The organism is Pseudomonas sp. HMSC067G02 (assembly GCF_001813485.1).
GTDB lineage: Bacteria > Pseudomonadota > Gammaproteobacteria > Pseudomonadales > Pseudomonadaceae > Pseudomonas > Pseudomonas aeruginosa.
The window spans coordinates 117,013-143,263 of sequence record NZ_KV812681.1; the positions used below are offsets into that span (position 1 = coordinate 117,013).

The 26,251-nt window shown below is 69.8% G+C and carries 23 protein-coding genes and 1 pseudogene; 8 read left to right on the forward strand and 16 right to left on the reverse strand.

Annotation, left to right across the window (positions count from 1 at the left end; translation table 11 throughout):
* From HMPREF2914_RS15335 to aprI, 5 genes and pseudogenes are all read left to right on the forward strand, one after another.
* Nucleotides 1-370 (forward strand): annotated as a pseudogene (locus HMPREF2914_RS15335) (ATP-binding cassette domain-containing protein); the annotation flags it as partial.
* Nucleotides 367-1,665, forward strand: a complete 1,299-nt coding sequence (aprE, locus tag HMPREF2914_RS15340; protein ID WP_023092078.1) for an alkaline protease secretion protein AprE — start codon at nt 367-369, stop codon at nt 1,663-1,665. The pseudogene HMPREF2914_RS15335 and the gene aprE, both read left to right, overlap by 4 nt.
* Nucleotides 1,666-1,668: 3 nt before the next feature.
* Nucleotides 1,669-3,114, forward strand: coding sequence for an alkaline protease secretion protein AprF (gene aprF, locus HMPREF2914_RS15345; protein ID WP_023092077.1), 1,446 nt, complete (start codon nt 1,669-1,671; stop codon nt 3,112-3,114).
* 358 nt (nt 3,115-3,472) lie between these two features.
* Nucleotides 3,473-4,912: a serralysin family metalloprotease AprA gene (gene aprA / locus HMPREF2914_RS15350; RefSeq protein WP_023092076.1), complete on the forward strand. Its 1,440-nt coding sequence runs from the start codon at nt 3,473-3,475 to the stop codon at nt 4,910-4,912.
* 246 nt (nt 4,913-5,158) lie between these two features.
* Entirely contained in the window at nt 5,159-5,554 is a 396-nt protein-coding gene (gene aprI / locus HMPREF2914_RS15355; RefSeq protein WP_003082543.1) for an alkaline proteinase inhibitor AprI, read from the forward strand.
* Nucleotides 5,555-5,566: 12 nt separating this feature from the next.
* Here the strand turns inward: aprI and HMPREF2914_RS15360 are convergent, their stop codons facing one another.
* Nucleotides 5,567-7,192 carry a methyl-accepting chemotaxis protein gene (locus HMPREF2914_RS15360; RefSeq protein ID WP_021264476.1) on the reverse strand — a complete coding sequence of 542 codons (1,626 nt, stop codon included), beginning with the start codon at nt 7,190-7,192 and terminating at the stop codon, nt 5,567-5,569.
* Nucleotides 7,193-7,431: 239 nt separating this feature from the next.
* Between HMPREF2914_RS15360 and lhpD the strand changes: the two genes are divergently transcribed.
* Nucleotides 7,432-8,436, forward strand: coding sequence for a bifunctional delta(1)-pyrroline-2-carboxylate/delta(1)-piperideine-2-carboxylate reductase (gene lhpD, locus HMPREF2914_RS15365; protein ID WP_003082545.1), 1,005 nt, complete (start codon nt 7,432-7,434; stop codon nt 8,434-8,436).
* A 103-nt stretch (nt 8,437-8,539) separates the two neighbouring features.
* On the opposite strand, the gene HMPREF2914_RS15370 is transcribed toward lhpD, so the two are convergent.
* The 10 genes from HMPREF2914_RS15370 to HMPREF2914_RS15415 all read right to left on the reverse strand — a co-directional run bounded on the left by HMPREF2914_RS15370 (nt 8,540) and on the right by HMPREF2914_RS15415 (nt 19,541).
* Complete coding sequence (locus tag HMPREF2914_RS15370; RefSeq protein ID WP_023092075.1) at nt 8,540-10,120, reverse strand: aldehyde dehydrogenase (NADP(+)); 1,581 nt, start codon at nt 10,118-10,120, stop codon at nt 8,540-8,542.
* Nucleotides 10,121-10,212: 92 nt separating this feature from the next.
* Nucleotides 10,213-11,130, reverse strand: a complete 918-nt coding sequence (locus HMPREF2914_RS15375; RefSeq protein ID WP_023092074.1) for a dihydrodipicolinate synthase family protein — start codon at nt 11,128-11,130, stop codon at nt 10,213-10,215.
* Between the two features lie 150 nt (nt 11,131-11,280).
* Nucleotides 11,281-12,315, reverse strand: a complete 1,035-nt coding sequence (locus tag HMPREF2914_RS15380; protein ID WP_003082552.1) for a trans-3-hydroxy-L-proline dehydratase — start codon at nt 12,313-12,315, stop codon at nt 11,281-11,283.
* A 25-nt stretch (nt 12,316-12,340) separates the two neighbouring features.
* A complete protein-coding gene (locus HMPREF2914_RS15385; RefSeq protein ID WP_003086746.1) occupies nt 12,341-13,063 on the reverse strand; it encodes an amino acid ABC transporter ATP-binding protein in 723 nt (240 codons plus the stop codon).
* Entirely contained in the window at nt 13,060-13,704 is a 645-nt protein-coding gene (locus HMPREF2914_RS15390; protein WP_003082557.1) for an amino acid ABC transporter permease, read from the reverse strand. The genes HMPREF2914_RS15385 and HMPREF2914_RS15390 overlap by 4 nt, the downstream gene beginning before the upstream one ends.
* A gap of 10 nt (nt 13,705-13,714) precedes the next feature.
* On the reverse strand, nt 13,715-14,380 hold the full coding sequence (locus tag HMPREF2914_RS15395) for an amino acid ABC transporter permease (RefSeq protein WP_003086750.1): 666 nt from the start codon (nt 14,378-14,380) through the stop codon (nt 13,715-13,717).
* Nucleotides 14,380-16,122 carry a cis-3-hydroxy-L-proline dehydratase gene (locus HMPREF2914_RS15400; protein WP_023092073.1) on the reverse strand — a complete coding sequence of 581 codons (1,743 nt, stop codon included), beginning with the start codon at nt 16,120-16,122 and terminating at the stop codon, nt 14,380-14,382. The genes HMPREF2914_RS15395 and HMPREF2914_RS15400 overlap by 1 nt, the downstream gene beginning before the upstream one ends.
* A gap of 58 nt (nt 16,123-16,180) precedes the next feature.
* Nucleotides 16,181-17,002, reverse strand: coding sequence for an ABC transporter substrate-binding protein (locus HMPREF2914_RS15405; RefSeq protein ID WP_003082561.1), 822 nt, complete (start codon nt 17,000-17,002; stop codon nt 16,181-16,183).
* 257 nt (nt 17,003-17,259) lie between these two features.
* Nucleotides 17,260-18,057, reverse strand: a complete 798-nt coding sequence (locus tag HMPREF2914_RS15410; protein ID WP_003110834.1) for an AraC family transcriptional regulator — start codon at nt 18,055-18,057, stop codon at nt 17,260-17,262.
* Between the two features lie 41 nt (nt 18,058-18,098).
* The gene (locus tag HMPREF2914_RS15415) at nt 18,099-19,541 is read right to left on the reverse strand and encodes an MFS transporter (RefSeq protein ID WP_023092072.1); all 1,443 of its coding nucleotides are present in this window, start codon (nt 19,539-19,541) and stop codon (nt 18,099-18,101) included.
* Nucleotides 19,542-19,579: 38 nt separating this feature from the next.
* On the opposite strand from HMPREF2914_RS15415, the gene HMPREF2914_RS15420 reads away from it, so the two are divergent.
* Nucleotides 19,580-20,524: a helix-turn-helix transcriptional regulator gene (locus HMPREF2914_RS15420; RefSeq protein WP_003133531.1), complete on the forward strand. Its 945-nt coding sequence runs from the start codon at nt 19,580-19,582 to the stop codon at nt 20,522-20,524.
* A 296-nt stretch (nt 20,525-20,820) separates the two neighbouring features.
* Here the strand turns inward: HMPREF2914_RS15420 and HMPREF2914_RS15425 are convergent, their stop codons facing one another.
* The gene (locus tag HMPREF2914_RS15425; RefSeq protein WP_003082572.1) at nt 20,821-21,687 is read right to left on the reverse strand and encodes a LysR family transcriptional regulator; all 867 of its coding nucleotides are present in this window, start codon (nt 21,685-21,687) and stop codon (nt 20,821-20,823) included.
* Nucleotides 21,688-21,786: 99 nt separating this feature from the next.
* Here HMPREF2914_RS15425 and HMPREF2914_RS15430 point away from each other — a divergent pair, with 99 nt between their 5' ends.
* Nucleotides 21,787-22,689: a DMT family transporter gene (locus tag HMPREF2914_RS15430; protein ID WP_003114958.1), complete on the forward strand. Its 903-nt coding sequence runs from the start codon at nt 21,787-21,789 to the stop codon at nt 22,687-22,689.
* Here HMPREF2914_RS15430 and HMPREF2914_RS15435 read toward each other — a convergent pair.
* From HMPREF2914_RS15435 to HMPREF2914_RS15450, 4 genes are read right to left on the reverse strand one after another with little or no spacing between them, the layout of a single operon-like run.
* Nucleotides 22,686-23,939 (reverse strand): NAD(P)/FAD-dependent oxidoreductase, encoded by a 1,254-nt coding sequence (locus tag HMPREF2914_RS15435; protein WP_023092071.1) that lies wholly within the window; start codon nt 23,937-23,939, stop codon nt 22,686-22,688. The genes HMPREF2914_RS15430 and HMPREF2914_RS15435 overlap by 4 nt on opposite strands.
* Entirely contained in the window at nt 23,936-24,172 is a 237-nt protein-coding gene (locus HMPREF2914_RS15440) for a (2Fe-2S)-binding protein (RefSeq protein ID WP_023092070.1), read from the reverse strand. The genes HMPREF2914_RS15435 and HMPREF2914_RS15440 overlap by 4 nt, the downstream gene beginning before the upstream one ends.
* Nucleotides 24,169-25,284, reverse strand: a complete 1,116-nt coding sequence (lhpB, locus tag HMPREF2914_RS15445; RefSeq protein ID WP_023092069.1) for a D-hydroxyproline dehydrogenase subunit beta LhpB — start codon at nt 25,282-25,284, stop codon at nt 24,169-24,171. Before lhpB ends, HMPREF2914_RS15440 begins: the two co-directional genes overlap by 4 nt.
* Nucleotides 25,281-26,225: a 4-hydroxyproline epimerase gene (locus HMPREF2914_RS15450; RefSeq protein WP_003107552.1), complete on the reverse strand. Its 945-nt coding sequence runs from the start codon at nt 26,223-26,225 to the stop codon at nt 25,281-25,283. Before HMPREF2914_RS15450 ends, lhpB begins: the two co-directional genes overlap by 4 nt.
* Nucleotides 26,226-26,251 lie beyond the last annotated feature (26 nt).

A 26,251-nucleotide genomic window follows, 5' to 3' on the forward strand; every position in this document is an offset into this window, starting at 1 on the left:
CGGCCAGCGCCAGCGCATCGCCCTGGCCCGGGCGCTGTACGGTGCGCCGACCCTGGTGGTGCTCGACGAACCCAACTCGAACCTCGACGACAGCGGCGAGCAGGCGCTGCTGGCGGCGATCCAAGCGCTCAAGGCGCGTGGCTGCACGGTGCTGCTGATCACCCACCGGGCCGGCGTGCTGGGTTGCGCCGACCGCCTGCTGGCGCTGAACGCCGGCCAGTTGCACCTGTACGGCGAGCGTGACCAGGTGCTCGCCGCCTTGAACAACCAGCGCGCCGCGTCGGCGTCGCAGCAGCGCGCGGACTACCGGGTGGCCGGCTACGGCGCGCCGCAGGTGGTGGCCGCGCCGCGCCAGGGAGGTGTGGAATGACCCGCACGGTGAAACGCGACGAGAACGCCTATGCGCGACTGGGTTGGCTGCTGGTCCTGTTCGGCTTCGGCGGTGCGCTGCTCTGGGCCGCCTTCGCGCCGCTCGACCAGGGCGTGGCGGTGCCGGCCACGGTGATCATCTCCGGCCAGCGCAAGTCGGTGCAGCATCCGCTGGGCGGGGTGGTCAAGCACATCCTGGTGCGCGACGGCCAGCATGTGGAGGCGGGCGAGCCGCTGATCCGCATGGAACCGACCCAGGCCCGGGCCAACGTCGATTCGCTGCTCAACCGGTACGCCAACGCGCGGCTCAACCAGGCGCGCCTGCAGGCCGAATACGACGGCCGGCGGACCCTGGAGATGCCCGCGGGGCTGGCCGAGCAGGCCCCGCTGCCGACCCTCGGCGAGCGCCTGGAGTTGCAGCGGCAATTGCTGCGCAGCCGCCAGACCGCGCTGGCCAACGAACTCTCCGCATTGCGGGCGAACATCGAGGGGCTGCGCGCCCAGCTCGAAGGGTTGCGCCAGACCGAGGGCAACCAGCGCCTGCAACAACGCCTGTTGAACAGCCAGTTGAGCGGCGCGCGCGACCTCGCCGAAGAAGGCTACATGCCGCGCAACCAGTTGCTCGAACAGGAGCGCCAACTGGCCGAGGTGAACGCCCGGCTATCGGAGAGCAGCGGTCGCTTCGGGCAGATCCGCCAGAGCATCGCCGAGGCGCAGATGCGCATCGCCCAACGCGAGGAGGAGTACCGCAAGGAAGTCAACGGGCAACTGGCGGAAACCCAGGTCAATGCGCGGACACTCTGGGAGGAGCTGTCCTCGGCGCGCTACGAACTGCGGCACGCCGAGATCCGCGCGCCGGTCAGCGGCTACGTGGCCGGCTTGAAGGTGTTCACCGATGGCGGGGTGATCGGCCCCGGCGAATTGCTGATGTACATCGTGCCCAACAGCGACAGCCTGGAAGTGGAGGGCCAGCTCGCGGTGAACCTGGTCGACCGGATCCACAGCGGGTTGCCGGTGGAGATGCTGTTCACCGCCTTCAACCAGAGCAAGACCCCGCGGGTCACCGGCGAGGTGACCATGGTCAGCGCCGACCGCCTGCTCGACGAGCAGAACAAGCAGCCCTACTACGCGCTGCGCGCCCAGGTCGACGCGGCCGCGATGGGCAAGCTGAAGGGCCTGCAGATCCGCCCGGGAATGGCGGTGCAGGTGTTCGTCCGCACCGGCGAGCGCTCGCTGCTCAACTACCTGTTCAAGCCCCTGTTCGACCGCGCCCACGTGGCGCTGGCGGAGAACTGACCGATGACCATGCGCCGCCTGATGACCTGGCTGTTCGGCGCCTTCCTGTTGCTGCTGCGCGAGGATGCCTTCGCCCTCGGCCTGCTGGACGGCTATCACCTGGCCCTGGAGAACGACCCGCAGTTCCAGGCCGCGATCCAGGAGCACGAGGCCGGCAGGCAATACCGTGCGCTCGGCCGCGCGGCGCTGCTGCCGCGCCTGGTGTACAGCTACAACCGTGGGCGCAGTTGGTCCGATGTGACCCAGGCCACCACCCGCGGCGATTTCAAGGAAGACCGCGACTACGACAGCTACGTCTCCACCCTCAGCCTGCAACAGCCGTTGTTCGACTACGAGGCCTTCAGCCGCTACCGCAAGGGCGTGGCCCAGGCGCTGCTGTCCGACGAGCGCTTCCGCAGCCAGAGCCAGGAACTGCTGGTCCGGGTCCTGGAAGCCTATACCGGCGCGCTGCTGGCCCAGGACCAGATCGAACTGGCGCGGGCGCAGAAACGCTCCTACCGCGAGCAGTTCCAGCTCAACCAGCGCCAGTTCGAGCGCGGCAACGGCACCCGCACCGACACCCTGGAGACCCAGGCCCGCTTCAACCTGGCCCAGGCCCAGGAAATCGAGGCGCGGGACAGCCAGGATGCCGCCCTGCGCGAGCTGGAGCGGCTGGTCGGGGCGCCGCTGGAGATCGCCGACCTGGCGCCGCTCGGCGAACGCTTCCAGGTGCGCCCGCTGAGCCCCGCCAGCTACACCGCCTGGCGCGACCTGGCGCTGGCCGAGAATCCCGAGCTGGCCTCGCTGCGCCACGCGGTGGACGTGGCCCGCTACGAGGTCGAGCAGAACCGCGCCGACTTCCTGCCGCGCCTGGGCCTGTACGCCAGCACCGGCAAGTCCAAGTCCGGTTCGGAGAACACCTACAACCAGCGCTACGAGACCGACAGCGTCGGCATCCAGTTGAGCGTTCCGCTGTTCTCCGGCGGCGAGACCCTGGCGGCGACGCGCCAGGCCACGCATCGCATGGAGAAGAGCCATTACGACCTGGACGACAAGGTCCGCGAGACCCTCAACCAGGTGCGCAAGATGTACAACCAGAGCAGCAGCAGCGCGGCGAAGATCCGCGCCTACGAGATGACCGTGGATTCGGCGCGGACGCTGGTGATGGCTACGCGCAAGAGCATCGCCGCCGGGGTGCGGGTCAACCTCGACCTGCTGAACGCCGAGCAGGCGCTGTACAGCGCGATGAACGAGCTGTCCAAGGCCAAGTACGACTACCTCACGGCCTGGGCACGCCTGCGTTTCTACGCCGGGGTGCTGGACGAAGCCGACCTGGAACTGGTGGCGGCGAACTTCGTTTCCGGCGAGACGCCGGCGCGCCGCCGCGACTGCGCGACGACGGATTGCCCGGCGCCGTTGCACACCCTGTCGAAGACCGATACGGAGGAAAACCGGGGCGCGCTCAATTGAGACCGCGAAGGACGTGCAGGCAATTGTTCGCCTGGCGTGAAGTCGATGTCCCGGGCGGGTCGACAGAGGTCGAACAATACGCATGGAATTGTTTTTTCAATAAGGCGCTATTTATATGAAACGGTTTTTATAATATTCCAGTGTCTTCGGTAGTTTATCTTTCCTGCATGATTTCATATATGCGGAATTCGTTCGTGCATATGCTTTAAGTGCAGCTTAATTTTTTTCGTGAAACCTGTGGACATTGGAAAATGAGCTGTGTCAGTTTGGACTTCGGCCTGATCTGGCCGATAACTGCAATTATCCATCCGATAATTGTATCCGAGTTATTTCCTTTACAACTTAAAGGGATATGACAATGTCCAGCAATTCTCTTGCATTGAAAGGTCGTAGCGATGCGTATACCCAGGTAGACAACTTCCTGCATGCCTATGCGCGGGGCGGGGACGAATTGGTCAATGGCCATCCGTCCTATACCGTCGACCAGGCGGCGGAGCAGATCCTCCGCGAACAGGCGTCTTGGCAGAAAGCGCCGGGCGACTCGGTGCTGACCCTGTCCTATTCGTTCCTGACCAAGCCGAACGACTTCTTCAATACGCCGTGGAAGTATGTCAGCGATATCTACTCGCTGGGCAAGTTCAGCGCCTTCTCCGCGCAGCAGCAGGCCCAGGCCAAGTTGTCGCTGCAATCCTGGGCGGACGTCACCAATATCCACTTCGTCGACGCCGGCCAGGGCGATCAGGGCGACCTGACCTTCGGCAACTTCAGCAGTAGTGTCGGCGGTGCGGCGTTCGCCTTCCTGCCGGATGTACCGGATGCGCTCAAGGGGCAATCCTGGTACCTGATCAACAGCAGCTACAGCGCCAACGTCAATCCGGCCAACGGCAACTACGGACGCCAGACGCTGACCCACGAGATCGGCCATACCCTGGGCCTGAGCCACCCCGGCGACTACAACGCCGGCGAGGGCGATCCCACCTACGCCGACGCTACCTACGCCGAGGACACCCGCGCCTATTCGGTGATGAGCTACTGGGAAGAGCAGAACACCGGCCAGGACTTCAAGGGCGCCTATTCCTCGGCACCGCTGCTGGACGACATCGCGGCGATCCAGAAGCTCTACGGGGCCAACCTGACCACCCGCACCGGCGACACGGTGTACGGCTTCAACTCCAACACCGAGCGCGACTTCTACAGCGCCACCTCGTCCAGTTCCAAGCTGGTGTTCTCGGTGTGGGACGCCGGCGGCAACGACACCCTGGACTTCTCCGGCTTCAGCCAGAACCAGAAGATCAACCTCAACGAGAAGGCGCTGTCCGATGTCGGCGGGTTGAAGGGCAATGTGTCGATCGCTGCCGGGGTCACCGTGGAAAACGCCATCGGCGGCTCGGGTAGCGACCTGTTGATCGGCAACGACGTGGCCAACGTGCTCAAGGGCGGCGCCGGCAACGACATCCTCTACGGCGGCCTCGGCGCGGACCAGCTGTGGGGTGGCGCGGGAGCCGACACCTTCGTCTACGGCGATATCGCCGAGTCCTCCGCGGCGGCGGCGGATACCCTGCGCGACTTCGTCAGCGGCCAGGACAAGATCGACCTGTCCGGGCTGGACGCCTTCGTCAACGGCGGGCTGGTGCTGCAATACGTCGACGCCTTCGCCGGCAAGGCCGGCCAGGCGATCCTGTCCTACGACGCGGCGAGCAAGGCCGGCAGCCTGGCGATCGACTTCAGCGGGGATGCCCATGCCGATTTCGCGATCAATCTGATCGGCCAGGCGACCCAGGCCGACATCGTCGTCTGACGCGCTGACACGGGCGCGGTTCGGTGCGGCGGTACGAACCGCGGCCCTTCGGCCGGCCGGGCACTGTTCGAATTGATAGGTGTCTTCCACAGGAGCGAAGTTGTGAACTGTGGCGCGCCCGTGGGCCGGCGACCCGGCGGACGAACGGAGGCCCGCGGCGCCTGGCGCGCGCTGGCGTTCGAAGCGAGGATGGCGGGCGGCGTTCGCCGTGTTATCCGATGTTCCAGGCTTGAAGGAGATCTCTCGATGTCGGCAAGCGCGAAGCTCTCCAGGATGGTTTGCTTGCTCTGCGGTTTTTTCAGCACAGGTATCAGTATGGCCAGCAGTCTGATTCTTCTCAGCGCTTCCGATCTCGCCGGGCAATGGACCCTGCAGCAGGACGAGGCGCCCGCGATCTGCCACCTGGAGCTGCGCGACAGCGAAGTGGCGGAAGCCAGTGGCTACGACCTGGGCGGCGATACCGCCTGCCTCACGCGCTGGCTGCCCAGCGAGCCGCGCGCCTGGAGGCCTACCCCGGCCGGGATCGCGCTGCTCGAACGCGGCGGCCTGACCCTGATGCTCCTCGGTCGCCAGGGCGAGGGCGACTACCGGGTGCAGAAGGGCGACGGCGGGCAGTTGGTGCTGCGCCGCGCGACGCCCTAGCTCGCCTGCGGGTCAGACCACGAAGCGACCGATCATGCCCTTGAGGTCGTTGGCCAGGCGCGACAGCTCGTGGCTGGCGCCGCGGGTCTGCTCGGCGCCCTGGGTGGTCTGCACGGCAACGTCGCGGATGTTCACCAGGTTGCGATCGACCTCGCGGGCGACGTGGGCCTGCTCCTCGGCAGCGCTGGCGATCACCAGGGTGCGCTCGTTGATCCGCGTGGCGTGCTCGGCGATCTCGCCCAGGGCGTGGTCGGCGGCCTCGGCCTCGTCGAGCATCTGCCGGGCGCGCTGGTCGTTCTCGCGCATCGCGGACACCGCGGTGTCGGTGCCCTCGCGGACGCTGGCGATCATGCCTTCGATCTCATGGGTCGATTGCTGGGTGCGGTGGGCGAGGGCGCGCACTTCGTCGGCGACCACCGCGAATCCGCGGCCCTGCTCGCCGGCGCGGGCGGCCTCGATGGCGGCATTGAGGGCGAGGAGGTTGGTCTGCTCGGCGATGGCGCGGATCACGTCGAGCACCTTGCCGATGTCCTGCGCCTGGCTGGCCAGGCCCTCCACCAGGCGCGCAGTCTGGCCGATCTCGGTGTTCATCTGGCGGATCGAGCGGACGGTCTGTCCGACCCGTGCGCGGCCGTTGCCGGCGGCCCGTTCCGAGAGACTGGAGGCCTCGGCGGTGGAGCTGGCGTTGCGCGCGACCTCCTCGACCGCCGCGCTCATTTCGTTGACCGCGGTGGCGGCCATCTCGATCTCATCGTTCTGCCGGGCCAGCGACCGGTTGCCTTCCTCGGTCACCGCGTTCAGTTGCTCGGCAGCGGCGGCCAGCAGCGCGGCGGAATCGCCGATCTGCTCGATGGTGTCGTGCAGGCTGGCCTGCATGCTGCGCATGGCCTTCATCAGTTGCGCCGGCTCGTCGTCGCCGTCGCTGGCGATCTCGCCGGTCAGGTCGCGGGCCGCGATGCGGTCGGCGCAGGACACCGCCTGGCGGATCGGCACGACGATGCTGCGGGTCAGCAGCCAGGCGATCGTCACGCTGGCCGCCAGGGCCACCAGCAGCACCGCGAGGATCGCGGTGGAGGCCCGGGAGTAGACATCGGCGGCTTCGGCGGTGGAGGCGCGGGCGGCCTCGCGGTCGAGGGCGATGAGTTGCTTCAGGGTCCGCTGCACCTGCTCGTAGCGCTGCAACTGGGCCCCGCCCATCAGCACGCTGGCTTCGTCGGTACGGTTGTCACGGGACAGCGCGAGCAGGGCGGCGTGTCCTTCGAGGTATTCCTGCTGGCGCTGGACGAACTGGTCGAGCAACGCGCGCTCCTCGTCCAGGACCAGCAAGGGGCGGTATTCCCTTTCCACCCTGGCGAGGGTAGCGATGACCTCGTCCATCCGTTGTTCCTGCTGGCGCATGCGCGTGGCGTCGTGCAGCAGCACGTGGTTCATCTCGCCGAGGCGCAGTTCGCTCATCAGGCCGCTGAGCTGGGCCGAGGCTTCGACGCTGGGCAGCCAGACTTCGCCGATATCCCTGGCGGCGCGGTTCAGCGAACCCATGCGGTTGTGCGCGAAGAGGCCGAGCGCCACCAGCAGCGAGGCGAGGATGGCGAAGCCGATGACGGCGCGTGGGGTGATGGCGATACGACGAAGAAGCATGGGGTGGTCTCCGACCGGGCTGTGGGAAGGTGCTTGGCCCTGTAGCGGGGCGCGGAGGGGTTTCTTGAGGGGCTGCGGGGCTATTTGGAATTGCCTTACATGATTGATAGGAATTTTCTGTAAGTTTTCGATGTGCTCGAGCCGGTTGTGCCGTTTTCGGCATGCTCAGGGTCGATTGAGGTCAAGAGAAGGCTGTCGCGGCAGGCCACCCTAGGGATTGGTCGAACAAGGAGAAGCCCGTGATCCGAATGACGCTGGACGAGGTCCGCGAGCTGGCCGTGCGCATCCTGCGCCGGCACGCTTTCAGCGAAGCCCATGTACAGGCGGTGGCCGATACCCTGGTGGCGGGGGAGCGCGACGAATGCGCGTCCCACGGTATCTGGCGGTTGCTCGGCTGCATCGCCACCCTGAAGGCCGGCAAGGTATCCGCCGACGCCGAGCCGGAACTGCACGACATCGCTCCCGGCCTGCTGCGGGTCGACGCCCATGGCGGGTTCTCCCAGTGCGCATTCCGGCTGGGGCTGCCGCATCTGCTGGAGAAGGCCCGCAGCCAGGGTATCGCGGCGATGGCGGTGAACCGCTGTGTGCATTTCTCCGCGCTATGGGTTGAGGTCGAGGCACTCACCGAGGCGGGCCTGGTGGCCCTGGCGACCACGCCGAGTCATGCCTGGGTGGCGCCGGCGGGCGGACGCAAGCCGATCTTCGGCACCAACCCGATCGCCTTTGGCTGGCCGCGTCCGGACGGCCCGCCGTTCGTCTTCGACTTCGCCACCAGCGCCGTGGCGCGTGGCGAGATCCAGTTGCACGAACGCGCCGGCAAGCCGATCCCGCTGGGCTGGGGGGTGGACGAGCAGGGTGAGCCGACCACCGATGCCAGCGCCGCGTTGCGAGGCGCCATGCTCACTTTCGGCGGGCACAAGGGCTCGGCCCTGGCGGCGATGGTCGAACTGCTCGCCGGTCCGCTGATCGGCGACCTGACCAGTGCCGAGTCGCTGGCCTACGACGAGGGCAGCCGTTCTTCTCCCTACGGTGGCGAACTGCTGATCGCCATCGATCCGCGGCGCATGCTCGGCGCCTCGGCGGAGGAGCACCTGGCGCGCGCCGAGACGCTGTTCGAAGGCATCGTCGAACAGGGCGCGCGCTTGCCCTCGCAGCGACGCTTCGAAGCGCGCGAACGCAGCGCCAGGGACGGCGTGACGATTCCCGAGGCGTTGCACCGGGAGCTGCTGGCGTTGCTGGAGTGAGCGCAAGGCGAGGGGCGGACCGGACAGCGTGGCGCAACGAGGACGACTGCGTAGGGCGGATAGCGCCAACGGAGTTATCCGCCATCCAGGCTTCCAGGCGTGCTCAATCCAGGGCCTCGCGCGTGCTCCGGCCATCGACCAGGCGCAGCAGGCCCAGCGGGTTGGCGTTCTTCAGGGCGTCCGGGAGCAGGCTGTCGGGGTAGTCCTGGTAGCACAGCGGGCGCAGGAAGCGTTCGATGGCCAGGGTTCCCACCGAGGTGCCGCGAGCGTCGGAGGTGGCCGGGTAGGGGCCGCCGTGGACCATGGCGTCGCACACCTCGACGCCGGTCGGATAGCCGTTGAATAGCAGGCGCCCGGCCTTGCGTTCGAGCAGCGGGACCAGCCCGGCGAACGCCGCGAGATCGTCCGCTTCGCCGATCAGGGTCGCCGTCAACTGGCCGTGCAGGTTGTCCAGCGCGCGGGCAAGCTGTTCCTCGTCGGCTGCCTCGACGACCACGGTGGCCGGGCCGAACACCTCATCCTGGAGCAGTGCGTCGCCTTCCAGCAACAGGCCCACGTCGGCCTTGAACAACTGCGGATGGGCCTGCCGCCCTTCCTGTGGCGCGCCGGCCAGGCGCCGGATGCCGGGATGGCGCTCCAGGCGTTGCAGTCCTTCGATATAGCTGCGCAAGGTACCGGCGTTGAGCATGCTCTGTGCCGGCCTGGCGGCCAGTGCCTCGCCCAGGGCCGCGACGAAGGCGTCGAAGCCGGGGGAGCGCAGGCCAAGCACCAGGCCCGGCTTGGTGCAGAACTGGCCGCAGCCGAGCGTCACCGAGGCGGCCAGCTCCTCCGCCACCTGGCGGCCGCGCCGGCGCAGGGCTTCGGGGAGCACCACCAGCGGATTGATGCTGCTCATCTCGGCGAACACCGGGATCGGCTGCGGCCGCGCCGCTGCCAGGTCGCACAGTGCGCGCCCGCCCTTGAGCGAACCGGTGAAGCCGACCGCGCGGATGGCCGGATGGCGCACCAGCGCCTCGCCGACGCCGCTGCCGTAGACCATGTTGAATACCCCGTCCGGCATGCCGCTGTCGGCCGCCGCCTGGAGGATCGCGTCGGCCACGCATTCGGCGGTGGCCATGTGTCCGCCGTGGGCCTTGACCACCACCGGGCAGCCGGCGGCCAGGGCGGCGGCGCTGTCGCCGCCGGCGGTGGAAAAGGCCAGCGGGAAGTTGCTGGCACCGAACACCGCCACCGGGCCGAGACCGATTCGCCACTGGCGCAGGTCGGGGCGCGGCGGGGTACGCCCGGGTTGTCCGCGATCGATGCGCGCGCCGTGGAAGTCGCCACGCCGCAGGACTTCGGCGAACAGCCGCAACTGGTTGGCGGTACGTGTCCGTTCGCCCTGGATGCGTACGGCGGGCAGCGCGGTCTCGCGACGGACCAGGGCGACGAAGTCGTCGCCCAGGGCGTCGAGGCGCGAGGCGATCGCCTCGAGGAATCCGGCGCGGCGCGCGGCGGACAGTTGCCGGTAGTGTGGATAGGCGCGTTCGGCGGCGCGGGCGGCGGCGTCGACCTCCGCCGCGGTGGCCTGGACGAAGGCGTAGGGCAGCGCTTCGCCGCTGTCGGCGTCGAGGCTGCGCAGGATGAGGTTGCCGGCGGCGCTGCGAGCGCCGCCGACGTAATTGTGACCGAGGATGCTGGGCATGGGGCCTCCCTGGGGACGGTGGACGGAATGCTCTGCCGCTGGCTCTCGCCGGCCGCTCCCTGGGGAGCGAGGCGGCGAGGGCGCGGCGCCGGCTACAAGCCGACGTCCGGCAGCGCCGGCCGGCTGGCCAGGGCCTTGGCCATGATCCGCTCCACGTGCTCGCGATCGGCGCCGCGCAGGGCCAGGCGCGGTGGACGGGTGAGGACGCTGCCGCGACCGGCGAGTTCCTCGCAGAGCTTGATGCACTGCACCAGGTCGGGACGGGCGTCGAGATGGAGGATCGGCATCAGCCACTCGTAGATCGGCATCGCCTCGGCGAAGCGCCCGGCCCTGGCCAGGCGGAAGATGGTCTCGCCTTCCTTCGGGAACACGTTGGACATTCCCGAGATCCAGCCCTGGGCACCCACCGCCACGCTTTCCAGGACCACGTCGTCGAGGCCGGCGAAGAGGATGAAGCGCTCGCCCACCTGGTTGCGTACGTCGATGAAGCGGCGGGTGTCGCCGGAGCTGTCCTTGAAGCAGACGATGTTCTCGCAGTCGGCCAGGGAAACCAGGATGTCCGGGGTGACGTCGTTCCGGTAGATCGGCGGGTTGTTGTAGACCATCACCGGCAGGTCGGTGCCGCTGGCCACGCTGCGGAAATGCTCGGCGGTCTCGTGCGGCTTGGAGGAATAGACCAGTGCCGGCATCACCATGATGCCGTCGACGCCGACCCGCTCCACCGCCTTGGCCACCTTCGCCGCGCCGGCGCTGGTGAACTCGGCGATCCCGCAGATCACCGGCACGCGGCCGCCGGAGGCATCCTTGGCGACCTCGGTGACGGCCATCTTCTCCTCGATGGTCAGCGAGGTGTTCTCGCCGACGCTGCCGCATACCACCAGCCCGGACACGCCGTCGCGCACCAGGTTGGAAATGACCGTGTGGGTTTCCTCCAGGTTCACCGAGAAATCGGCGTTGAATTGGGTGGTGACCGCGGGGAATACGCCGCTCCAGTTGACGTGCTTGCTCATGGTTTCTCCTTTCTTCGTATTTCGTATACGAATTCAGTCGGACCGCTGCGGTCCGAGTCACAGGGCGACGGCAGCGTTCGCCGTCGTGGGCGATCCGGTACGCGCCGGATCGGTTTCCGCCCGGCCGCTGTCTGCGGTCGGGCGGGGTGGTCAGCAGTGGCCGCCGGGCCAGGTGTCGGACAGCCGATAGCCTTGCGGCCAGGGATCGTCCGGGTCGAGCAGGTACTGGTGGATGCCGGTGATCCAGGCGCGCCCGGACAGGCACGGGAGGATCGCCGGACGGCCGCCGAGTTCGGTCAGCGACTCGATGTGGCAGTGGAATTCCGAACCGATGATGGAGCGCCCGACGAAGCGTTCGCCGACCCGCAGCTGGCCTTTCGCCTGGAGCACCGCCATCCGCGCCGAGCAGCCGGTGCCGCAGGGCGAGCGGTCGATCTTGCCGGGGCGGATGACCACCGCGTTGCTCGCGCCGAGGACACCGTCGCGGCGCTCCGGCGGCGCGGCCAGCTGGCAGAAGGACAGATGGTCCCAGTCCGGGTTGGTCGGGTGGCGGAAGCCCAGTTGTTCGTTGGCCGCGTGGGTGATCTTCAAGCCGGTGGCGACCAGCTCGGCGGCCTCGTCGGCGCGCAGGGCGAAGCCCAGGCGCCGGGCGTCGGCGATGACGAAGCTGTCGCCGCCGTAGGCGGTGTCGACCTGTAGCGAGCCGAGGCCCTCGACTTCGATCCAGGCGTCGAGGCGGTCGGCGAACGACGGCACGTTGCGGATTTCCACCCGCTCGGCCTTGCCGTCGCGGCATTCCGCGCGGGCCTCAATCAGCCCGCCCGGCGCTTCCAGCAGCAGCCGGGTCAGCGGTTCGCGCATCGGCAGGATGCCGCTGTCGAGCAGTACGGTGGCCACGCACAGCGAATTGGAACCGGACATCGGCGGGGTGTCGGCCGGTTCCATGATGATCCAGCCCATCTGCGCGCGCGGGTCCTTGGCCGGCACCAGCAGATTGGCGTGGCGGAACACTCCGCCGCGCGGTTCGTTGAGGACGAAGTTGCGCAGGTCCTGGTCTCTGGCGATCCAGCGCGACTGTTCCCAGAGGGTGGCGCCGGGCGGCGCGGCGACGCCGCCGACGATCACGTCGCCGACCTCGCCTTCGGCATGGCAACTGACGATGTGGACGATCCGCTGCGAACGCATGGCTATCTCCTGTGCGGGGGCGGGCTCAGAGCACCGAGCGGAGGAATTCCACCGTCTCCGGCCGCTGCGGGTTGCCGATCACCTGGTCGGGGGTGCCGATCTCGTGGACCAGGCCATTGCGGAAGAACGCCACCCGGTCGGACACGTCGCGGGCGAAGCGGATCTCATGGGTGACCAGGACCATGGTCATGCCTTCCTCGGCGAGCAGGCGCATGGTGTCCAGCACCTCGCCGACCAACTGCGGGTCGAGCGCCGAGGTGGCTTCGTCGAACAGCATGTAGTCCGGCGACATCGCCAGCGCCCGGGCGATCGCCATGCGCTGTTGCTGGCCGCCGGAAAGGCGCTGGGGGAAGACCTTGAGCTTGTCGCCGAGACCGACGTGGGTAAGTTGCTTCAGCGCCATCGCCTCGGCTTCGGCGCGGCTCTTGCCGAGCACCTTGCGCGGCGCGAGCATGACGTTTTCCAGCACGGTCAGGTGGGGGAAGGCGTTCCACTGCTGGAAGACGATGCCGATCTTCCGCCGCAGGCGGTTGAGGTCGGTGCCGCGGGCATGCACGTCGATGCCGTCGACGCGGATGCTGCCGCGCTGGATCGGCTCCAGGCCGTTGATGCACATCAGCAGGGTCGACTTGCCGGAACCGGAGCCGCCGATGATCGACAGCACCTCGCCCTTGTCCACCCTCAGGTCGACGCCCTTGACCACCTCGAACTGGCCGTAGGCCTTGTGCACGCCGCTGATCTCGATCATTGCTGCCATCTCCGTTCCAGCCGGGCGCCGAGTCGCGCGACCACCCAGCTCATGAGGTAATAGACGAGCCCCGCGATGCAGAGCACGAAGAGCGGTTCCTGGATGCGCGTGACGATGGTCTGCGAGGCGCGCAGCAGTTCGACGATGCCGATCCAGAGCACCAGCGAGGTGTCCTTCATCACCGACAGGGTCAGGTTGACCCAGCCGGGGAAGGCCACCCGGGCGGCCATCGGCAGGACGATGTGGAACAGGTCCTGGCGGTAGCTCAGGCCCAGCGAACGCGCGGCCCGGCGCACGCTCGGCGGCACCGAGAGGACGCCGCCGCGGACCACCTCGGTGCAGTAGGCGGCGGCGTACACGCCGAGCACCAGGCAGGCCACGGCGAAGGCGCTCCAGTCGAGGCCGAGGATGCTCTTGAAGGAATTGAGCAGGACGAACTGGATCAGCAGCGGCACGCTGCGGAATACGTCGAGCAGAGCCGCCAGTGGCAGGCTGGCGCGTGGCAGCAGGGCGCGGAGCAGGCCGAAGACGACGCCCAGCAGGGTGCCGATCAGCATCGCCATGGCGGTGATGGCGAGGGTGGTCCAGGCGCCTTGCAGGAGGAACAGCAGGTCGTTGGCGGTGAGGCTGGTGGTGAACACGGCATTCCCCTCAGTAACGGAACAGGCGCCAGCCCAGCAGGCGGGCGGCCAGCACCAGCAGCTTGGCCATGGCGAAGTAGAGGACGGCGGCCAGGGCGAAGTATTCGAAGGTGCGGAAGGTCTTGACGTTGAGCGCCTGGGTGACGCCGGTGAGGTCGTTGGTCAGGCCCACCACCACGCCGAGGGAGGTCATCAGCATGGCCCAGACCAACTGGTTGGTCAGCGGGTAGAACACCACTCGCAGCAGCTGCGGGATCACCACCAGGCGATAGGCCTGCGGCGCGCTCATGCCCAGCGAGCGGGCCGCCCGCAACTGGGTCTCGGGCACCGCCTGGAGGCCGCCGCGGAAGGTCTCGGCGAGGTAGCCGGCGTTGTTGAAGGTGACCCCGGCGAGCAGGGCGAACCAGGAACTGACGTGCAGGCCGAAGGAGCCCAGGCCGAAGTAGAGGATGTAGATCTGGAACAGCGCCGGGGTATTCCGCGCGATGGAGATCCAGGCCCCGGCGGCGGCGCGCAGCGGGCGGTTGCCGCCGAGCCGGGCGAAGGCCAGGAGCAGGGCGATGAGGATGCCGAAGAGCATCGACAGCGCGGTGACCTGGAGCGTCACCAGGCTGCCGGCGAGCATCTCCGGCAGGGCGTTGAACGCCGAGCGCCAGTGGAAGGTGTAGTCGAACATCAGCAGTCCTCGCTCAGCCAGGCGGGCAGCCCGGCGGGGGCCCGTCCGCCGACGGCGGCCTCGACGCAGCCGGCGAGGCCGGCGAAGCGCACCTGGCGGCTGACCAGTCCGGGGGCGTAGTGGGCATACTTGGCGGAGTTGGTCATCAGGGTGCGCGCGCCCGGCGGTACCAGCGGTTCGTCGAGCATGCACCAGCAGGTGTCGGTGACCAGCCGCGCGCCGAACGCCTGCAGCGTCGCCAGGTGCCCGGCCGCTTCGGCCTGGGCGACGACCTGCCGGCTGCTGGTGATCACCAGCGCTACCTCCGGGTGTCTGCGGCGGCCGTGGCAGAGCGCGGCGAGCTGGGCGAATTCGCTGGCGGAGAAGTGCGGGTTGCCCAGCGCCACCAGGTCGATCCGCGTCTCGCCGGCGCTGTCCAGCTCGCGCCAGGCGTCGCGCAGGCGCTCGCGTCCGACCCGCAGGGTCCGCCGCGGCGCGCGGCCGCCGAAGGCGCTGGCCAGGTCAGGGGCTTCCGGGGTGACGCCGATGACGTGGAACATCGGCACCGAGGAACTGGTGCCCAGCGCCGCGCCGAAGGCCTTGAGCGCGTCGCGGTCCGGCTGCCGCTGCCGCAGGCCGTCGATCGCCGGGATCTGTCCGTCGCAGAGCAGGCCGCAGAGGTAGCCGAGGGTAGGGTAGAAGGCATCGTCGACGCTGCCGAGGTCTTCCACTTCGATCAGTACCCGCGCCTGGCGCTGCTCGTCGAGGTGGCAGCCGGCCAGCGGCGCGCGACCGGTGAGGGCGCAGCAGATATCCATGAAGTCGGCGTACTTGTTGGTGCGTGCGCCGAGCACGCTGTTGGCGAAGAGCACCGCGTTGGACTCGGCCCAGACGATCTGTTCGCCGGCACGCGCGCTGTCGTCGAGCAGGTAGGGCGCGCAGGTGAAGCTGGGCTGCGCGCCCATGTCGAGATAGGCCTGGGCCAGGGCCGCGGCTGGCTCGCCGAGGGCGGCGGGTACGCCCTGTTCGCGCCAGCGGCGCTGGTCCACGGAGATGGCGTTGAGGGTGGTCGGTACCCGCACCCGGGCACCGAGGTCGCGCAGGGTCTCGGCGAAGCGCAGGCCGGCCGGGCCGGTGTAGATGCAAGCGTCGATGTGCGCGCGCTGGATCTCGACCAGCCGTTGCGCGCCCTGCAACGCCGCCATGCGCAGGACGATGCGCATCGCCAGGCGCGCGGCTTCGCCGTGTTCGCCGGCGAGCAGGGCCTGGTCGAAGGCGTCCAGTCGCGGGCCGGCATCGGTCGCCAGCGCTTCGGCGGGCCGGGCCTCCAGCGGCGGCGGGGCATCGCGGTGGAGTTCCAGGCGACCGTCGGCCAGGCGCGCCCAGGGATAGGCGGCGAGTTCGTCGAAGCGCTCGCCGAGACAGGCGATGGGTAGCGAGCGGCCGAACAGTTCCTCGGCGACGATCGCGCCGAGGGCGAGGATTTCGTCCGGTTCGCGCAGGAGGATCGCCGCCGGCGCGCATCCGCCGAGGATCAGTTCCAGCAGTACGCTGCTGCCGGTGCAGGAGCCGCGCCCGCCGGGAATCGCCAGCAGCCTGCCGTGTAGATGGCGGCCGCTGAGCGGGTGGTGGCGGTCGATCACTTCCGCGCTGCGCGGGTCGACGCCGCCCCAGAAGCTCAGGCCGGTCGGGGCGTACAGCAGTTCGCCGGACGCGCTGCCGGCGACCAGGGTACGGGGAACGATGAGGTGTGCGTGCTTCATCGGCGCATCCAGGACGGGGGGGAACGGCGCGGTCCGGCGGCGGACCGCGCCCTCGGCTTCAGCGGTAGACCGCGCTGGTGGTCAGCTCCGGCGCCGTGCCGCCGACCCATTTCTGCGCCAGCTCGGCGTAGCGGCCGGTGCGCACCTGCTGGTTGATGAACAGGTTCAGGTAGTTGAGCAGGCCGTATTCGTTGCGCTTGGCGCCGAGGGCCACGTAGTCGATGTCATAGGGCGCGTCACCGGCGATCTTCAGGCCCTTGTACTTGCCCGACTTGATCCACGAGGCGGCGACGGTGGAAGAGACGACCGTGGCGTCGATATGCCCCTGGCTGATCGCCAGGGCGGTGTCGGCCTCGGACTGGTAGGCGCGGAAGCTGCCCTTGGCGTCGCCCCAGGCCTTGCTGTCCTTCTCCAGGGCCAGCGCCTCGAAGGTGCCGGCGGTGCCGCCGACCGGGCGGCCCTTGAGGTCCTCGTAGCTGGCGATGCCGGTGTCCTCGCGGGTCAGTACCACCTTGACGAAGGCGAAGTAGGGGATGCTCATGCCGATGGTCTTGGCCCGCTCCAGGGTGTCCGAGGTGGACGCGACGATCACGTCGGCGCGACCCGATACCAGTGCCGGGATGCGGTCGGGAAAGGGCGTCTCGACGATCTCCGCCTTGACGTCCAGGGCCTTCGCCAGGTCGTTGCAGTAATCGACGTCGAAGCCCACCGGGTTGTTCTGCGCATCGCGCGAGCCCATCGGCGGAAAGTCCAGGGTGACGGCGCAGCGCAGCTTGCCGGACTCGATGATGTCGTCGAGCTTGTCGGCCTGGGCGAGACCGGCGAGGGAACAGCCCAGGGCAGCGGTGAGGGCTAGGGCAAGGGTCTTCTTGGTATTCATGGGGGCCTCTGGCGATGCGGTTGAGCGGAAGGGCGGCACATCTCGTATTTGTGATTTCGTATACGATATTTTAAGCGAGCAATGGCTGTGCCAGAACCTCGTCCGACGCCGATAAAAAATCTTTCGCTGGAGCGCGACCGCTTTGGCTGGCGCGTCGCTGTGCCATGCCGCGCCGGACTGCGCCCCGCTCGGACGCGGCCGGCGGTGTTACAAAAGGGAGCAGGATTGCTACCGCCGCCCCCTGGCGGGGCGAGGCGTTACGCTTTTCGGGGCTGGCGATGGGTCTCGCGGTATTGGCTCGGCGAGAGTCCGGTGAGCGCCTTGAACTGGCGGCTGAAGGCGCTGTGGTCGGTGTAGCCGCAGCGCAGGGCGATCTCGGTGATCGGCGCGTCGCCGGCGAGCAGTTGCGAGGCGGCGCCGAGCCGCGCCTTGTGGATCATCTGCCGTGGGGTGAGCTGGAAGATGCGCTTGCAGTGACGCTCCAGTTGCGCCACCGAGAGCCCGGCGATGGCGGTGAGATCGGCGAGGCTGAGCGGCTGGTCGTAGTGCTCGCGGATATGCGCGTCCACCGCCGCCAGCCGGCCGTAGGCCGGGTGCGCCGACTGCGCCGCCGGCAGGTCGTGGGAGATGCCGGCCATGCCGATGATCGCCCCGTCGGCATCGCGCAGCGCCTGCTTGTGGGTCAGGCACCAGCCCGGCTGGCGACCGGGATAGAGGTGCAGCTCCAACTGGTTCTCCAGCGTCGCGCCGCCGCGCAGCACGCGCCGATCCTGCTCGGCATAGAGCGGACCGAGGCTGGAAGGGAAGACCTCGTCGGCGCTGCGGCCGAGCAGTTCGGCCTTGTCCTTCACGCCGCAGCGGCGTGCCAGGGTGCGGTTGACCAGGACGTAGCGGGCGCGCTCGTCCTTGACGAAGAACACCACGCCGGGCATGGCGTCGAGCAGCGCCTCGACCTGGCGCAGGCTGGCCAGCAGGCTGGCGAGGTCGGCGGGGGGCGGGGCGGCGAGCAGGTCGTGCATCGGGGCGAAGGCCTGGCTGGGGGACCGCGCCAGCATACGGGGCGCCGGCGGCCGGGAACAGGGCCCGGCCGCGCGCCTCAGTTGCCCGGCGAGTCGCAGCGCAATGGCACCGTGCGCACGCGGCGCAGGTAGAAGAGGCAGGTGGCGCCGAGCAGCAGCGTCATCAGGACGAACTCGACGGCCAGGGTCGTCTGCGTCGCTTCCAGGTAGTCGCCATGGCGCTCCAGCCTGTGCGCGAACACCGCGCCGAGCAGCGCCGAGCCGAGGCCGAGGGAGGCCTGCTGGACGGTGGCGAGCATGGCGCTGCCGGCGCCGGCCTGGGCGGTCGGCACCTCCGAGAGGCCGATGCGGAAGAAGCTGCTGACGATGAACGCCTGGCCGAAGCCGATCACCAGGGTCGCCGGCGCCAGGTTGAGGATGCCCGGCTGCGGCCAGACCCGTTGCAGGGTCAGCATCAGGCCGAGCAGGCCGCACATCTGGATGACGCAGCCGAGCAGCAGCAGGCGTACCGGGCCGATCCGCGCCGCCACCCGGGCGGTGAGCAGCGCCGAGACGAAGTAGGAGGCGCCGAGGGCGATGAAGGCATTGCCGGCCTGCACCGGCGAGAGACCGGCGCCGGCCTGCAGGGCCAGGGCAAGGGCGAACATGAAGCCGCTCCAGCAGGCGAAGAACAGGATCGCCAGCAACAGGCCGAAGCGGATGCTCGGCAGGCGCAGCAGCGACGGCGGCAGCAACGGCCAGGCCTGGCGGCGTTCCTGGCGCAGCTCGGTGCGCCACAGCCAGGCCAGCAGCGGCACCGCCGCCGCCAGCAGCAGGGCGCAGGGCCAGGACCAGTGCAGCGATGGGCCGAGAGCCAGCGGCAGCAGCAGGCAGAGGATCAGCGCGGCGAGCAGCAGGGTGCCCGACGCGTCGACGCGGGCGGCATGCTCGGCGCGGGTCTCCGGTACCCAGCGGCGGCTGCAAAGGAGAATGCCGAGGCAGATCGGCAGGTTGATCAGGAACACGCTGCGCCAGCCGAGGCCGCCGATGTCGGCGGAGACCAGGAAGCCGCCGAGCACCTGGCCGACGACGAAGGCCAGGCCGCCGATGGCGCCGTAGGCGGCCAGCGCGCGGGAATGCGCGTGGCCGCTGAGGCTGACATGCAGGGTGGCGAGGATCTGCGGCACGATCAGCGCCGCGCCGACGCCCTGCAGGGCGCGCGCCACCAGCAGCAGCCAGACCGAACCGGCCAGCCCGCAAAGCAACGAGGCGACGGCGAACAGGGCGACGCCGAGATCGAACAGGCGGCGACGGCCGTAGTTGTCGCCAAGCCGGCCGCCCATCGCCAGGCACACGGCGAAGGCCACGCCGTAGACGGCGACGATCAGTTCCAGTTCGGTTTCGCTGGCGCCGAGGGAATGGGCGAGGGCGTCGAGGGCGACGTTGACGATGGAGAAATCGATCATCGGCAACAGTTGCCCCGCCAGCAGGATGCAGAGCCCGGCGAGGCCGAGCCGCGACGACGAGACGGTGCTGGGCATGGGCGGAGTCCTTGTGCGGAAGGGAGTGGGCTGGCAGCATGCGCTTCTGGCTAACCCGGTACCAGTTCTTGCTTATCCTGGTATTGGCGCTACCCGTCTGCCCTCCGGAGGACTTCGCCATGCCCCTCGACGCCCCTGCCAGCCACGCTGCGGAAAGCCCCGCGCAGCCGTCCCGCGCCGAACAGCTGGGGGCCTTCCTGCGCCGCCGGCGGGAAAGCATCGAGCCGCAGCGGGTCGGCATTTCCCGCCTCGGCCGCCGACGCACGCCGGGCCTGCGTCGCGAGGAGGTGGCGCAGCTCGCCGGGGTCGGCGTGACCTGGTACACCTGGCTGGAGCAGGGCCGCGCGGTACGCGCCTCGGAGCAGGTGATCGGAGCCATCGCCCGGGCCCTGCTGTGCAACGAGACGGAAACCCACCACCTGTTCAACCTCGCCGGGCTGGCCGCGCCGACCTCGGCGCGGCGGGTGGTCTGCGAGAAGCCTTCGGCCGCCACCCAGGCCATCCTCGATGCCCTCGACCCGTTGCCGGCCATGGTGCAGAACGCCCGTTTCGACATCCGCGGCTACAACCGCGCCTATTGCCGGCTGGTGGGCATCGACCTGGCGGAGATCCCCGAGGAAGACCGCAACTGCATCTACCTGGCGCTGACCCACGAGCGCTGGCGCTACTGCATGGCCAACCGCGAGGAGGCGTTGCCGCGGATGGTCGGCTTCTTCCGCGCGGCAATGGTCGAGCGCATGGGCGATCCGCTGTGGGAGCGGCAGTTGCAGCGCTGCCTGGAGGTTTCGGCGGAGTTCCGCGAGATCTGGCGGCGCAATGAGGTGATGGGTATCGAAAACCAGCTCAAGCGCTTCCGTCATGCGCGCTGCGGCGAATTCGAACTGCAGCAGACCAACTGGTGGTCGGCGCCGAAGAACGGCGATCGCCTGCTGGTCTTCGTCCCCCTCGACGACCACGCTCGCGACTGCCTGGAGCAACTGTGAGTCGGCGCCCTGTCCCGTAGCCAGCGCCTGCTCGACCTGCTGCAGATTTTGCGCCGGCATCGTTACCCGGTGGCCGGGCGTGTGCTTGCCGGCGAACTGGGGATCAGCCTGCGCACGCTCTACCGCGATATCGCCACCCTGCGACAGCAGGGCGCGCACATCGAGGGCGGCGCCGGCGCCAGGCGTTGCTGCGCGAGTGGCGTGAACGGGAAAGCATCGCCGCGCAGTGAGCGACTGCTGCCGGAGACTGACAGACGGCCACCGCCTGCGGGTCTAGCGCCCGGCGCTGTAGCGGCTCAGAGCCGGAACTCCTCGGCGATCAGTTCGCCGAGGCGCTCCAGCGCCGGCGGCCGCTCTCCCGGGGCGAAGGCCAGGCGAATGCGGTGGGCGGGCAGTTCGGCGAAGCCCTCCGCCGGCCCCAGCACGCGCATCGTCGGGCCGACCCGCGCACGGTCGATCACGCCGATCGCCAGGCCGCCTTCGATGGCTGCTTCCAGCGCCGCCGCGCCGGGACTGCTGACCACCGTGCGCCAGCGCCGGCCCGTCGCGCCGAGGGCTTCCAGCAGCGCCTGCCGATAGGGACAACCCTGGCCGTGCAGGGCCAGCGGCAGCGGGCGTTGCGGGTCGATCCGCAGGCCGTGGCCGGCGACCCACACCGGCTGGGTGCCGCCGATCTCGCGGGAGTGCCCGTCGTACGGGGTTTCGTCTTGCGCTTGCACCAGCAGGGCGAGGTCCAACTGGCCGCGCCGCAGGCGTCCGGCCAGCCTGCCGCTGGCGTCGGTGAGCACCTCCAGCTCCAGCGCCGGCAGTTCCGCGCCGAGGCGCGGCAGGAGACGGCCGAGCAGCTTGCCGGCGTATTCCTCGGAAATGCCGAAGCGCACCCGCAGCGGCTCTTCCCGTCTGCGCAACCCGGCGAGCACGCGGTCGTGGGTCTCCAGCAGCTCGGCGGTCTGGCGCTGGAACCGCTGCCCCAGCGGGGTCAGCCGCACCGACTGGTTGTCGCGCTCGAACAGCCGGCCGCCGGCCAGTTCCTCCAGGCGCCGGACGTGGGTGCTCACCGCCGAGGGGCTGCGGTTGAGGTGGCTGGCCGCGGCGAGGAAACGGCCGAAGCGCAGGATGGCATGGAAGGTACGCAGCAGCTCGATATCCAGGTTGGCGCTCATGGTTCCGATTTCCTGCATGACTGGTGCAGATAGTTTCGTTTGATAGTAGCGGCGGAGGCCGCCTAGCCTCGACTCGAACCTGACCGACGGAGGCGAGCGATGCGCGCGACCACCTGCACCCCGCGAGCGATGCCCGGGGCGACCCGCCTGCTGGCCGTGCAACTGGGCATGGTACTGGCCTGGAGTTCCGGCTTCGTCGGCTACCGCTATGCCATGGAACAGGCGCCGGTGTTCCTCACCAGCTTCTGGCGTTTCGCCGTCTGCCTGGCGCTGCTGCTGCCCTTCGCCTGGGCCGGGCTGCGCCGGTTGTCGGCGCGCCAGTGGCGGCGCCAGGCGCTGATCGGGGCGTTGGCCTACGCGGGCTACATAGCGCCGATCGCCAAGGCCATCGAACTCGGCGTCTCGCCGGGCGTGGCGGCGCTGATGGCCGACCTGTTGCCGCTGCTGGTGGCCTTGCTGGCGCTGGTCCTGCCGGGGCAGCGAACGCGGCCGGGGCAGTGGCCGGGGATCGCCCTGGGCGTCGCCGGGGTGCTCTGGGCCGGGCATGCGGCGCTGGCGCTGGGGCGGGCGCCGGGCTGGGCCTACGGCCTGCCGCTGCTGGGCATGCTGGCGCTGGCCCTGGCCACCCTGTTGCAGAAGCGCTGGGACGATGCGCCGGGATCGCTGGCCGTGGTGCTGTTCGTGCAGATCGGCGCCGCGCTGCCGGCGTTCGCCGGCCTGGCGCTGGCGGAGGGTAGCCTGCGGCCGCCGCTGTCTGGCGGATTCCTGTTCGGGCTCGCCTGGCTGGTGCTGCTGCCCACCTTCGGCGGCTACGGCCTGTACTGGCTGGGCCTGCGCCATCTTTCCGCACAGGGCGGCAGCGCGGCGCTGTACCTGAGCCCGGCGCTGACCCTGCTATGGGCGCACTGGATGTTCGCCGAGCCGCTGACACCCATGCTGCTGGGTGGCCTGCTGCTGTCGCTGGCCGGCCTCGGCTGGCTGTATCGCGCCGAGCGTCGCTAGCCGGCGTCGCCCTGCCAGCGGGCCAGGGTCTCCAGGCGCGCCGGGCTGAACGGCGGACGCGGCGCCGGAGGCGTCCAGCCGAACAGGAATTGCGCGGCGCTGCCGCATATCCGCCCCTGGCAGGCGCCCATGCCGCAACGGCTGTGCAGCTTGGCCTCGGTCCAGCCGGCATGCCCGGCCAGCGCGGCCAAGGGGACGTCTTCGCAACGGCAGACCAGGGTATCCGCCTCCGCCAGTTCACGCAGTTCGGCACGCAGGGCGAAGTGTCGCGCCAGGGTGTCGGCGAAGCCCTGCCAGCGTCGCCGTCGTGGCCACAGGCGGCGAGCCGCGTCGCGCTCGTCGACGGCGGCATGGCCGGCGATGGCGCCTTCCACCAGGGCCAGTTCGCTGCCGCCGAAGCCGGTGCATTCGCCGGCGGCGTAGTGGTCGGGCAGGCTGCCGGCCTGCCATTCGTCGACGGCGAGCGCCTGGCCGTCGAGGCGATAGCCGAGGGCCTGGCCGAGTTGCACGTTGGGCACCAGGCCGAAGCCGCAGGCCAGGCGTTCGCAGGCGATCTCGCGGACCCGACCGCCTTCGCGCAGGCGCACGGCTTCCAGGCGCTCCTCGCCGAGGGCGGCGAGCACGTAGCTGTCGGCGCGGTAGCTACGGGCGAACAGGCCGGCGGCCTGCCACAGCTTACCGGGCCAGCGCGGGAGGCGTACGGCGAAGGCGGCCAGGGTTCTCGCCGGCGCCTGTTCGGCGACGCGCAGCAGGCGCGCCCCGCACTGGCTGGCGCTGGCGGCGCTGGCCAGCAGCAGCGGGCCGGAGCCAGCCACCACCAGGCGCTGGCCGGCCAGTGGCAGGCCGCCCTTGGCCAACGCCTGCAGGCCGCCGGCGCCGGTGACGCCGGGGAGGGTCCAGCCGGGAAACGGCAGCAGCAGTTCGCGGGCGCCGGTGCAGAGGACCAGGCGTCGGTAGCCGACCTGCCAGCCACGTTGCGGGTCTTCCAGCAACAGGCGCCTGCCGGGACCGCAGGCGACCACCCGGGTCGCCGGGAAGTGCTCGACATTGGTGTGCCCGGCCAGGCGTTGACGCATCTGATGGGCACGCGGCGGCAGGTTGGCACGTGGGCCGTCGCGCCAGATCTGTCCGCCGGCGGCCGGGTTGTCGTCGACCAGGGCGATGCGCGCGCCGCTCGGCGCGGCGGCCAGCGCTGCGGCCAGGCCGGCGGGGCCGGCACCGACGATCAGCAGGTCGTAGTCGGCGCTCATGCCTGGGTCTCCACGCGCATGCCGGGTTGGCAGACGGTCTGGCAGGCCAGGCGTCGCCGACCGTCGATCGATACCCGGCATTCCTGGCACGCGCCCATGCCGCAGAACGGCGCGCGCCGCCCGCCGCCGACCGCGCTGCGGGAGCAGCCGTCGCCGCCGAGGGCGAGGGCGGCCGCCACGCTGGTACCGACGGCGACCCGCAGCGGACGCCGGTCGATGAACAGTTCGATCATGGCCGGGCACTCCCGGAGCTGGAGAGGAAGCGTTGCGGCAGATAAGGCGTGGGATCCAGCGGCGGCGTTTCGCCGAACAACTGGGCGGCGAGCAGGCGCGCGCTGCCCGGCGCGGTGGTCACGCCCAGGCCCTCGTGGCCGACCGCCAGCCACAGGCCCGGCTGCGCCGGGTGCTCGCCGAGCAGCGGCAGGCCGTCCGGAGTGGCGGCGCGGAAGCCGGTCCAGGCACGGATCGCATTGAGGCCGGCGAGCCCCGGCAGGTAGTCCAGGGCACGCCGCAGCATGCGCGCCAGCACCGGGCCTTCCACCTGCGGGTCGAGCGTGTCGAACTGCCGCGAGGAGCCGAGGAAGATCTGCCCGGTGGGGCGCGGCTGGGCGTTGAAGGCTACCGAGGTACCGCTGCTGGCGTGGGCGCTGCTGACATAGCCGAGTTCCACCAGTTGATGGCGGAGGGTGCCGGGATAGCGGTCGGTGATCAGCAGGTGGCCTTTCTTCGGGCGGATCGGCAGCTCCGCGCACAGCTCGCCGGCATGGATGCCGTTGGCCAGCACCAGCGCCTCGGCGCTCAGCCAGCGGCCGTCGGCCAGGCGCAGGCGGCTGCCGTCCACTTCGCTGACTTCGGCGTGCAATCGACGCAGGCGCGGGCCGGCTCGTTCGAGCAGCCAGCGCGCCGCGTTGGGCGCGTAGAGGATGCCGTCGCCCGGCACCTTCAGGGCGCCGGCGAGGCCTGGCCGCAAGACCGGTTCCAGGTCACGCAGGCGCGCGGCGTCGAGCATCTCGCAGGCGACGCCGGCGGCCAGCAGGGCCTGGCGCTTGCGCTCGGCTTCGGCGAGTTCGGCGGCATCGGCGGCCAGCCAGAGGGTGCCGCAGCCGCGATAGGCGCAATCCTCCGGCAACTCCGCCGCCCAGGCGCGCCAGGCCTGGATCGAGTAGTCGCTGAGGGCCAGTTCGGCCGGGTTGTCGTCCATCGCCACCAGGTGCCCCATGCCCACCGCGGTGGCGCCGCCGCGGCGGCTGTCCAGCACCAGTACGTCGAGGCCGCGACGCGCCAGTTCATGGGCGCAGGCGCTGCCGACGATGCCGGCGCCGACCACGATGACCTCGGCGTTCACCGGCGGATGCCCCAGGCGAACGGATCGTCGTCCGCCAGCAGCAGGGTGGCTTCCGCGCTGACGTGGGCGCGGCCGCGGATGGTCGGCACGATACGCCCGCCGGGCTGGCCGTCGAGCCATTCGTAACGCCCCTCGAACTGGCTGCCGATCACGCTCGCCTGGCGCCAGGGCTGGCCGGGCAGCAGCTTGCCGTCGGCGGCCAGGCAGGCCAGCTTGGCGCTGGTGCCGGTGCCGCAGGGCGAGCGGTCGTAGGCCTTGCCGGGGCAGAGCACGAAGTTGCGGCTGTCGGCGTGGGGGTCGTCGGCGAACAGTTCGATGTGATCGATGGCGCCGCCGTCCTCGCCGCGGATGTCCTGGTCGTCCAGCGCCTGCTGGACGGCGACGGTGTAGGCGGTGAGGGCGTCGAGGTTGTCGCCGGCGAGGCGCTGGCCGTGTCCGGCGACCAGGAAGAACCAGTTGCCGCCCCAGGCGATGTCGCCGCTGACCCGGCCGATGCCGGGCACTTCGACGCTGACCTGGCGACGGTAGCGGTAGGCCGGCACGTTGCGCACGCTGACCGAGCCGTCCTCGTGGAGGGTCGCCTCGACCTCGCCGACCGGCGTCTCGATGCGGTGCACGCCGGGACCGATCCGCCCGAGGTGTGCCAGCGAGGCGACCAGGCCGATGGTGCCGTGGCCGCACATGCCGAGGTAGCCACTGTTGTTGAAGAAGATCACTCCGGCACAGGCTTCGGGATCGACCGGTGCGCAGAGCAGGGCGCCGACCAGTACGTCGCTGCCGCGCGGCTCGAGGATGCAGGCGGCGCGCCAGGCGTCGTGGCGCTCGCCGAGCAGGCGCCGGCGCTCGGCCATGTCGCCCTGGCCGAGATCGGGAAAGCCGCCGATGACCAGGCGGGTGGGCTCGCCGCCGGTATGCGAATCGATGATGCGGATGCGTTGCATGGTGGCCCTCGCCTGTGCCGGGGAAT

Bases quoted from the DNA above. Each gene is read 5' to 3' on its own strand.
- aprF (WP_023092077.1), top strand. From the start codon at position 1,669: ATGACCATGCGCCGCCTGATGACCTGGCTGTTCGGCGCCTTCCTGTTG.
- aprI (WP_003082543.1), top strand. From the start codon at position 5,159: ATGTCGGCAAGCGCGAAGCTCTCCAGGATGGTTTGCTTGCTCTGCGGT.
- HMPREF2914_RS15450 (WP_003107552.1), bottom strand. From the start codon at position 26,225: ATGCAACGCATCCGCATCATCGATTCGCATACCGGCGGCGAGCCCACC.
- HMPREF2914_RS15425 (WP_003082572.1), bottom strand. From the start codon at position 21,687: ATGAGCGCCAACCTGGATATCGAGCTGCTGCGTACCTTCCATGCCATC.
- HMPREF2914_RS15380 (WP_003082552.1), bottom strand. From the start codon at position 12,315: ATGCGTTCGCAGCGGATCGTCCACATCGTCAGTTGCCATGCCGAAGGC.
- HMPREF2914_RS15440 (WP_023092070.1), bottom strand. From the start codon at position 24,172: ATGATCGAACTGTTCATCGACCGGCGTCCGCTGCGGGTCGCCGTCGGT.
- HMPREF2914_RS15375 (WP_023092074.1), bottom strand. From the start codon at position 11,130: ATGAGCAAGCACGTCAACTGGAGCGGCGTATTCCCCGCGGTCACCACC.
- HMPREF2914_RS15420 (WP_003133531.1), top strand. From the start codon at position 19,580: ATGCGCTTCTGGCTAACCCGGTACCAGTTCTTGCTTATCCTGGTATTG.
- HMPREF2914_RS15410 (WP_003110834.1), bottom strand. From the start codon at position 18,057: ATGCTGGCGCGGTCCCCCAGCCAGGCCTTCGCCCCGATGCACGACCTG.
- HMPREF2914_RS15385 (WP_003086746.1), bottom strand. From the start codon at position 13,063: ATGATCGAGATCAGCGGCGTGCACAAGGCCTACGGCCAGTTCGAGGTG.
- HMPREF2914_RS15395 (WP_003086750.1), bottom strand. From the start codon at position 14,380: ATGTTCGACTACACCTTCCACTGGCGCTCGGCGTTCAACGCCCTGCCG.
- HMPREF2914_RS15405 (WP_003082561.1), bottom strand. From the start codon at position 17,002: ATGAATACCAAGAAGACCCTTGCCCTAGCCCTCACCGCTGCCCTGGGC.
- HMPREF2914_RS15400 (WP_023092073.1), bottom strand. From the start codon at position 16,122: ATGAAGCACGCACACCTCATCGTTCCCCGTACCCTGGTCGCCGGCAGC.
- HMPREF2914_RS15435 (WP_023092071.1), bottom strand. From the start codon at position 23,939: ATGAGCGCCGACTACGACCTGCTGATCGTCGGTGCCGGCCCCGCCGGC.
- aprE (WP_023092078.1), top strand. From the start codon at position 367: ATGACCCGCACGGTGAAACGCGACGAGAACGCCTATGCGCGACTGGGT.
- HMPREF2914_RS15360 (WP_021264476.1), bottom strand. From the start codon at position 7,192: ATGCTTCTTCGTCGTATCGCCATCACCCCACGCGCCGTCATCGGCTTC.
- aprA (WP_023092076.1), top strand. From the start codon at position 3,473: ATGTCCAGCAATTCTCTTGCATTGAAAGGTCGTAGCGATGCGTATACC.
- HMPREF2914_RS15415 (WP_023092072.1), bottom strand. From the start codon at position 19,541: ATGCCCAGCACCGTCTCGTCGTCGCGGCTCGGCCTCGCCGGGCTCTGC.
- HMPREF2914_RS15430 (WP_003114958.1), top strand. From the start codon at position 21,787: ATGCGCGCGACCACCTGCACCCCGCGAGCGATGCCCGGGGCGACCCGC.
- HMPREF2914_RS15370 (WP_023092075.1), bottom strand. From the start codon at position 10,120: ATGCCCAGCATCCTCGGTCACAATTACGTCGGCGGCGCTCGCAGCGCC.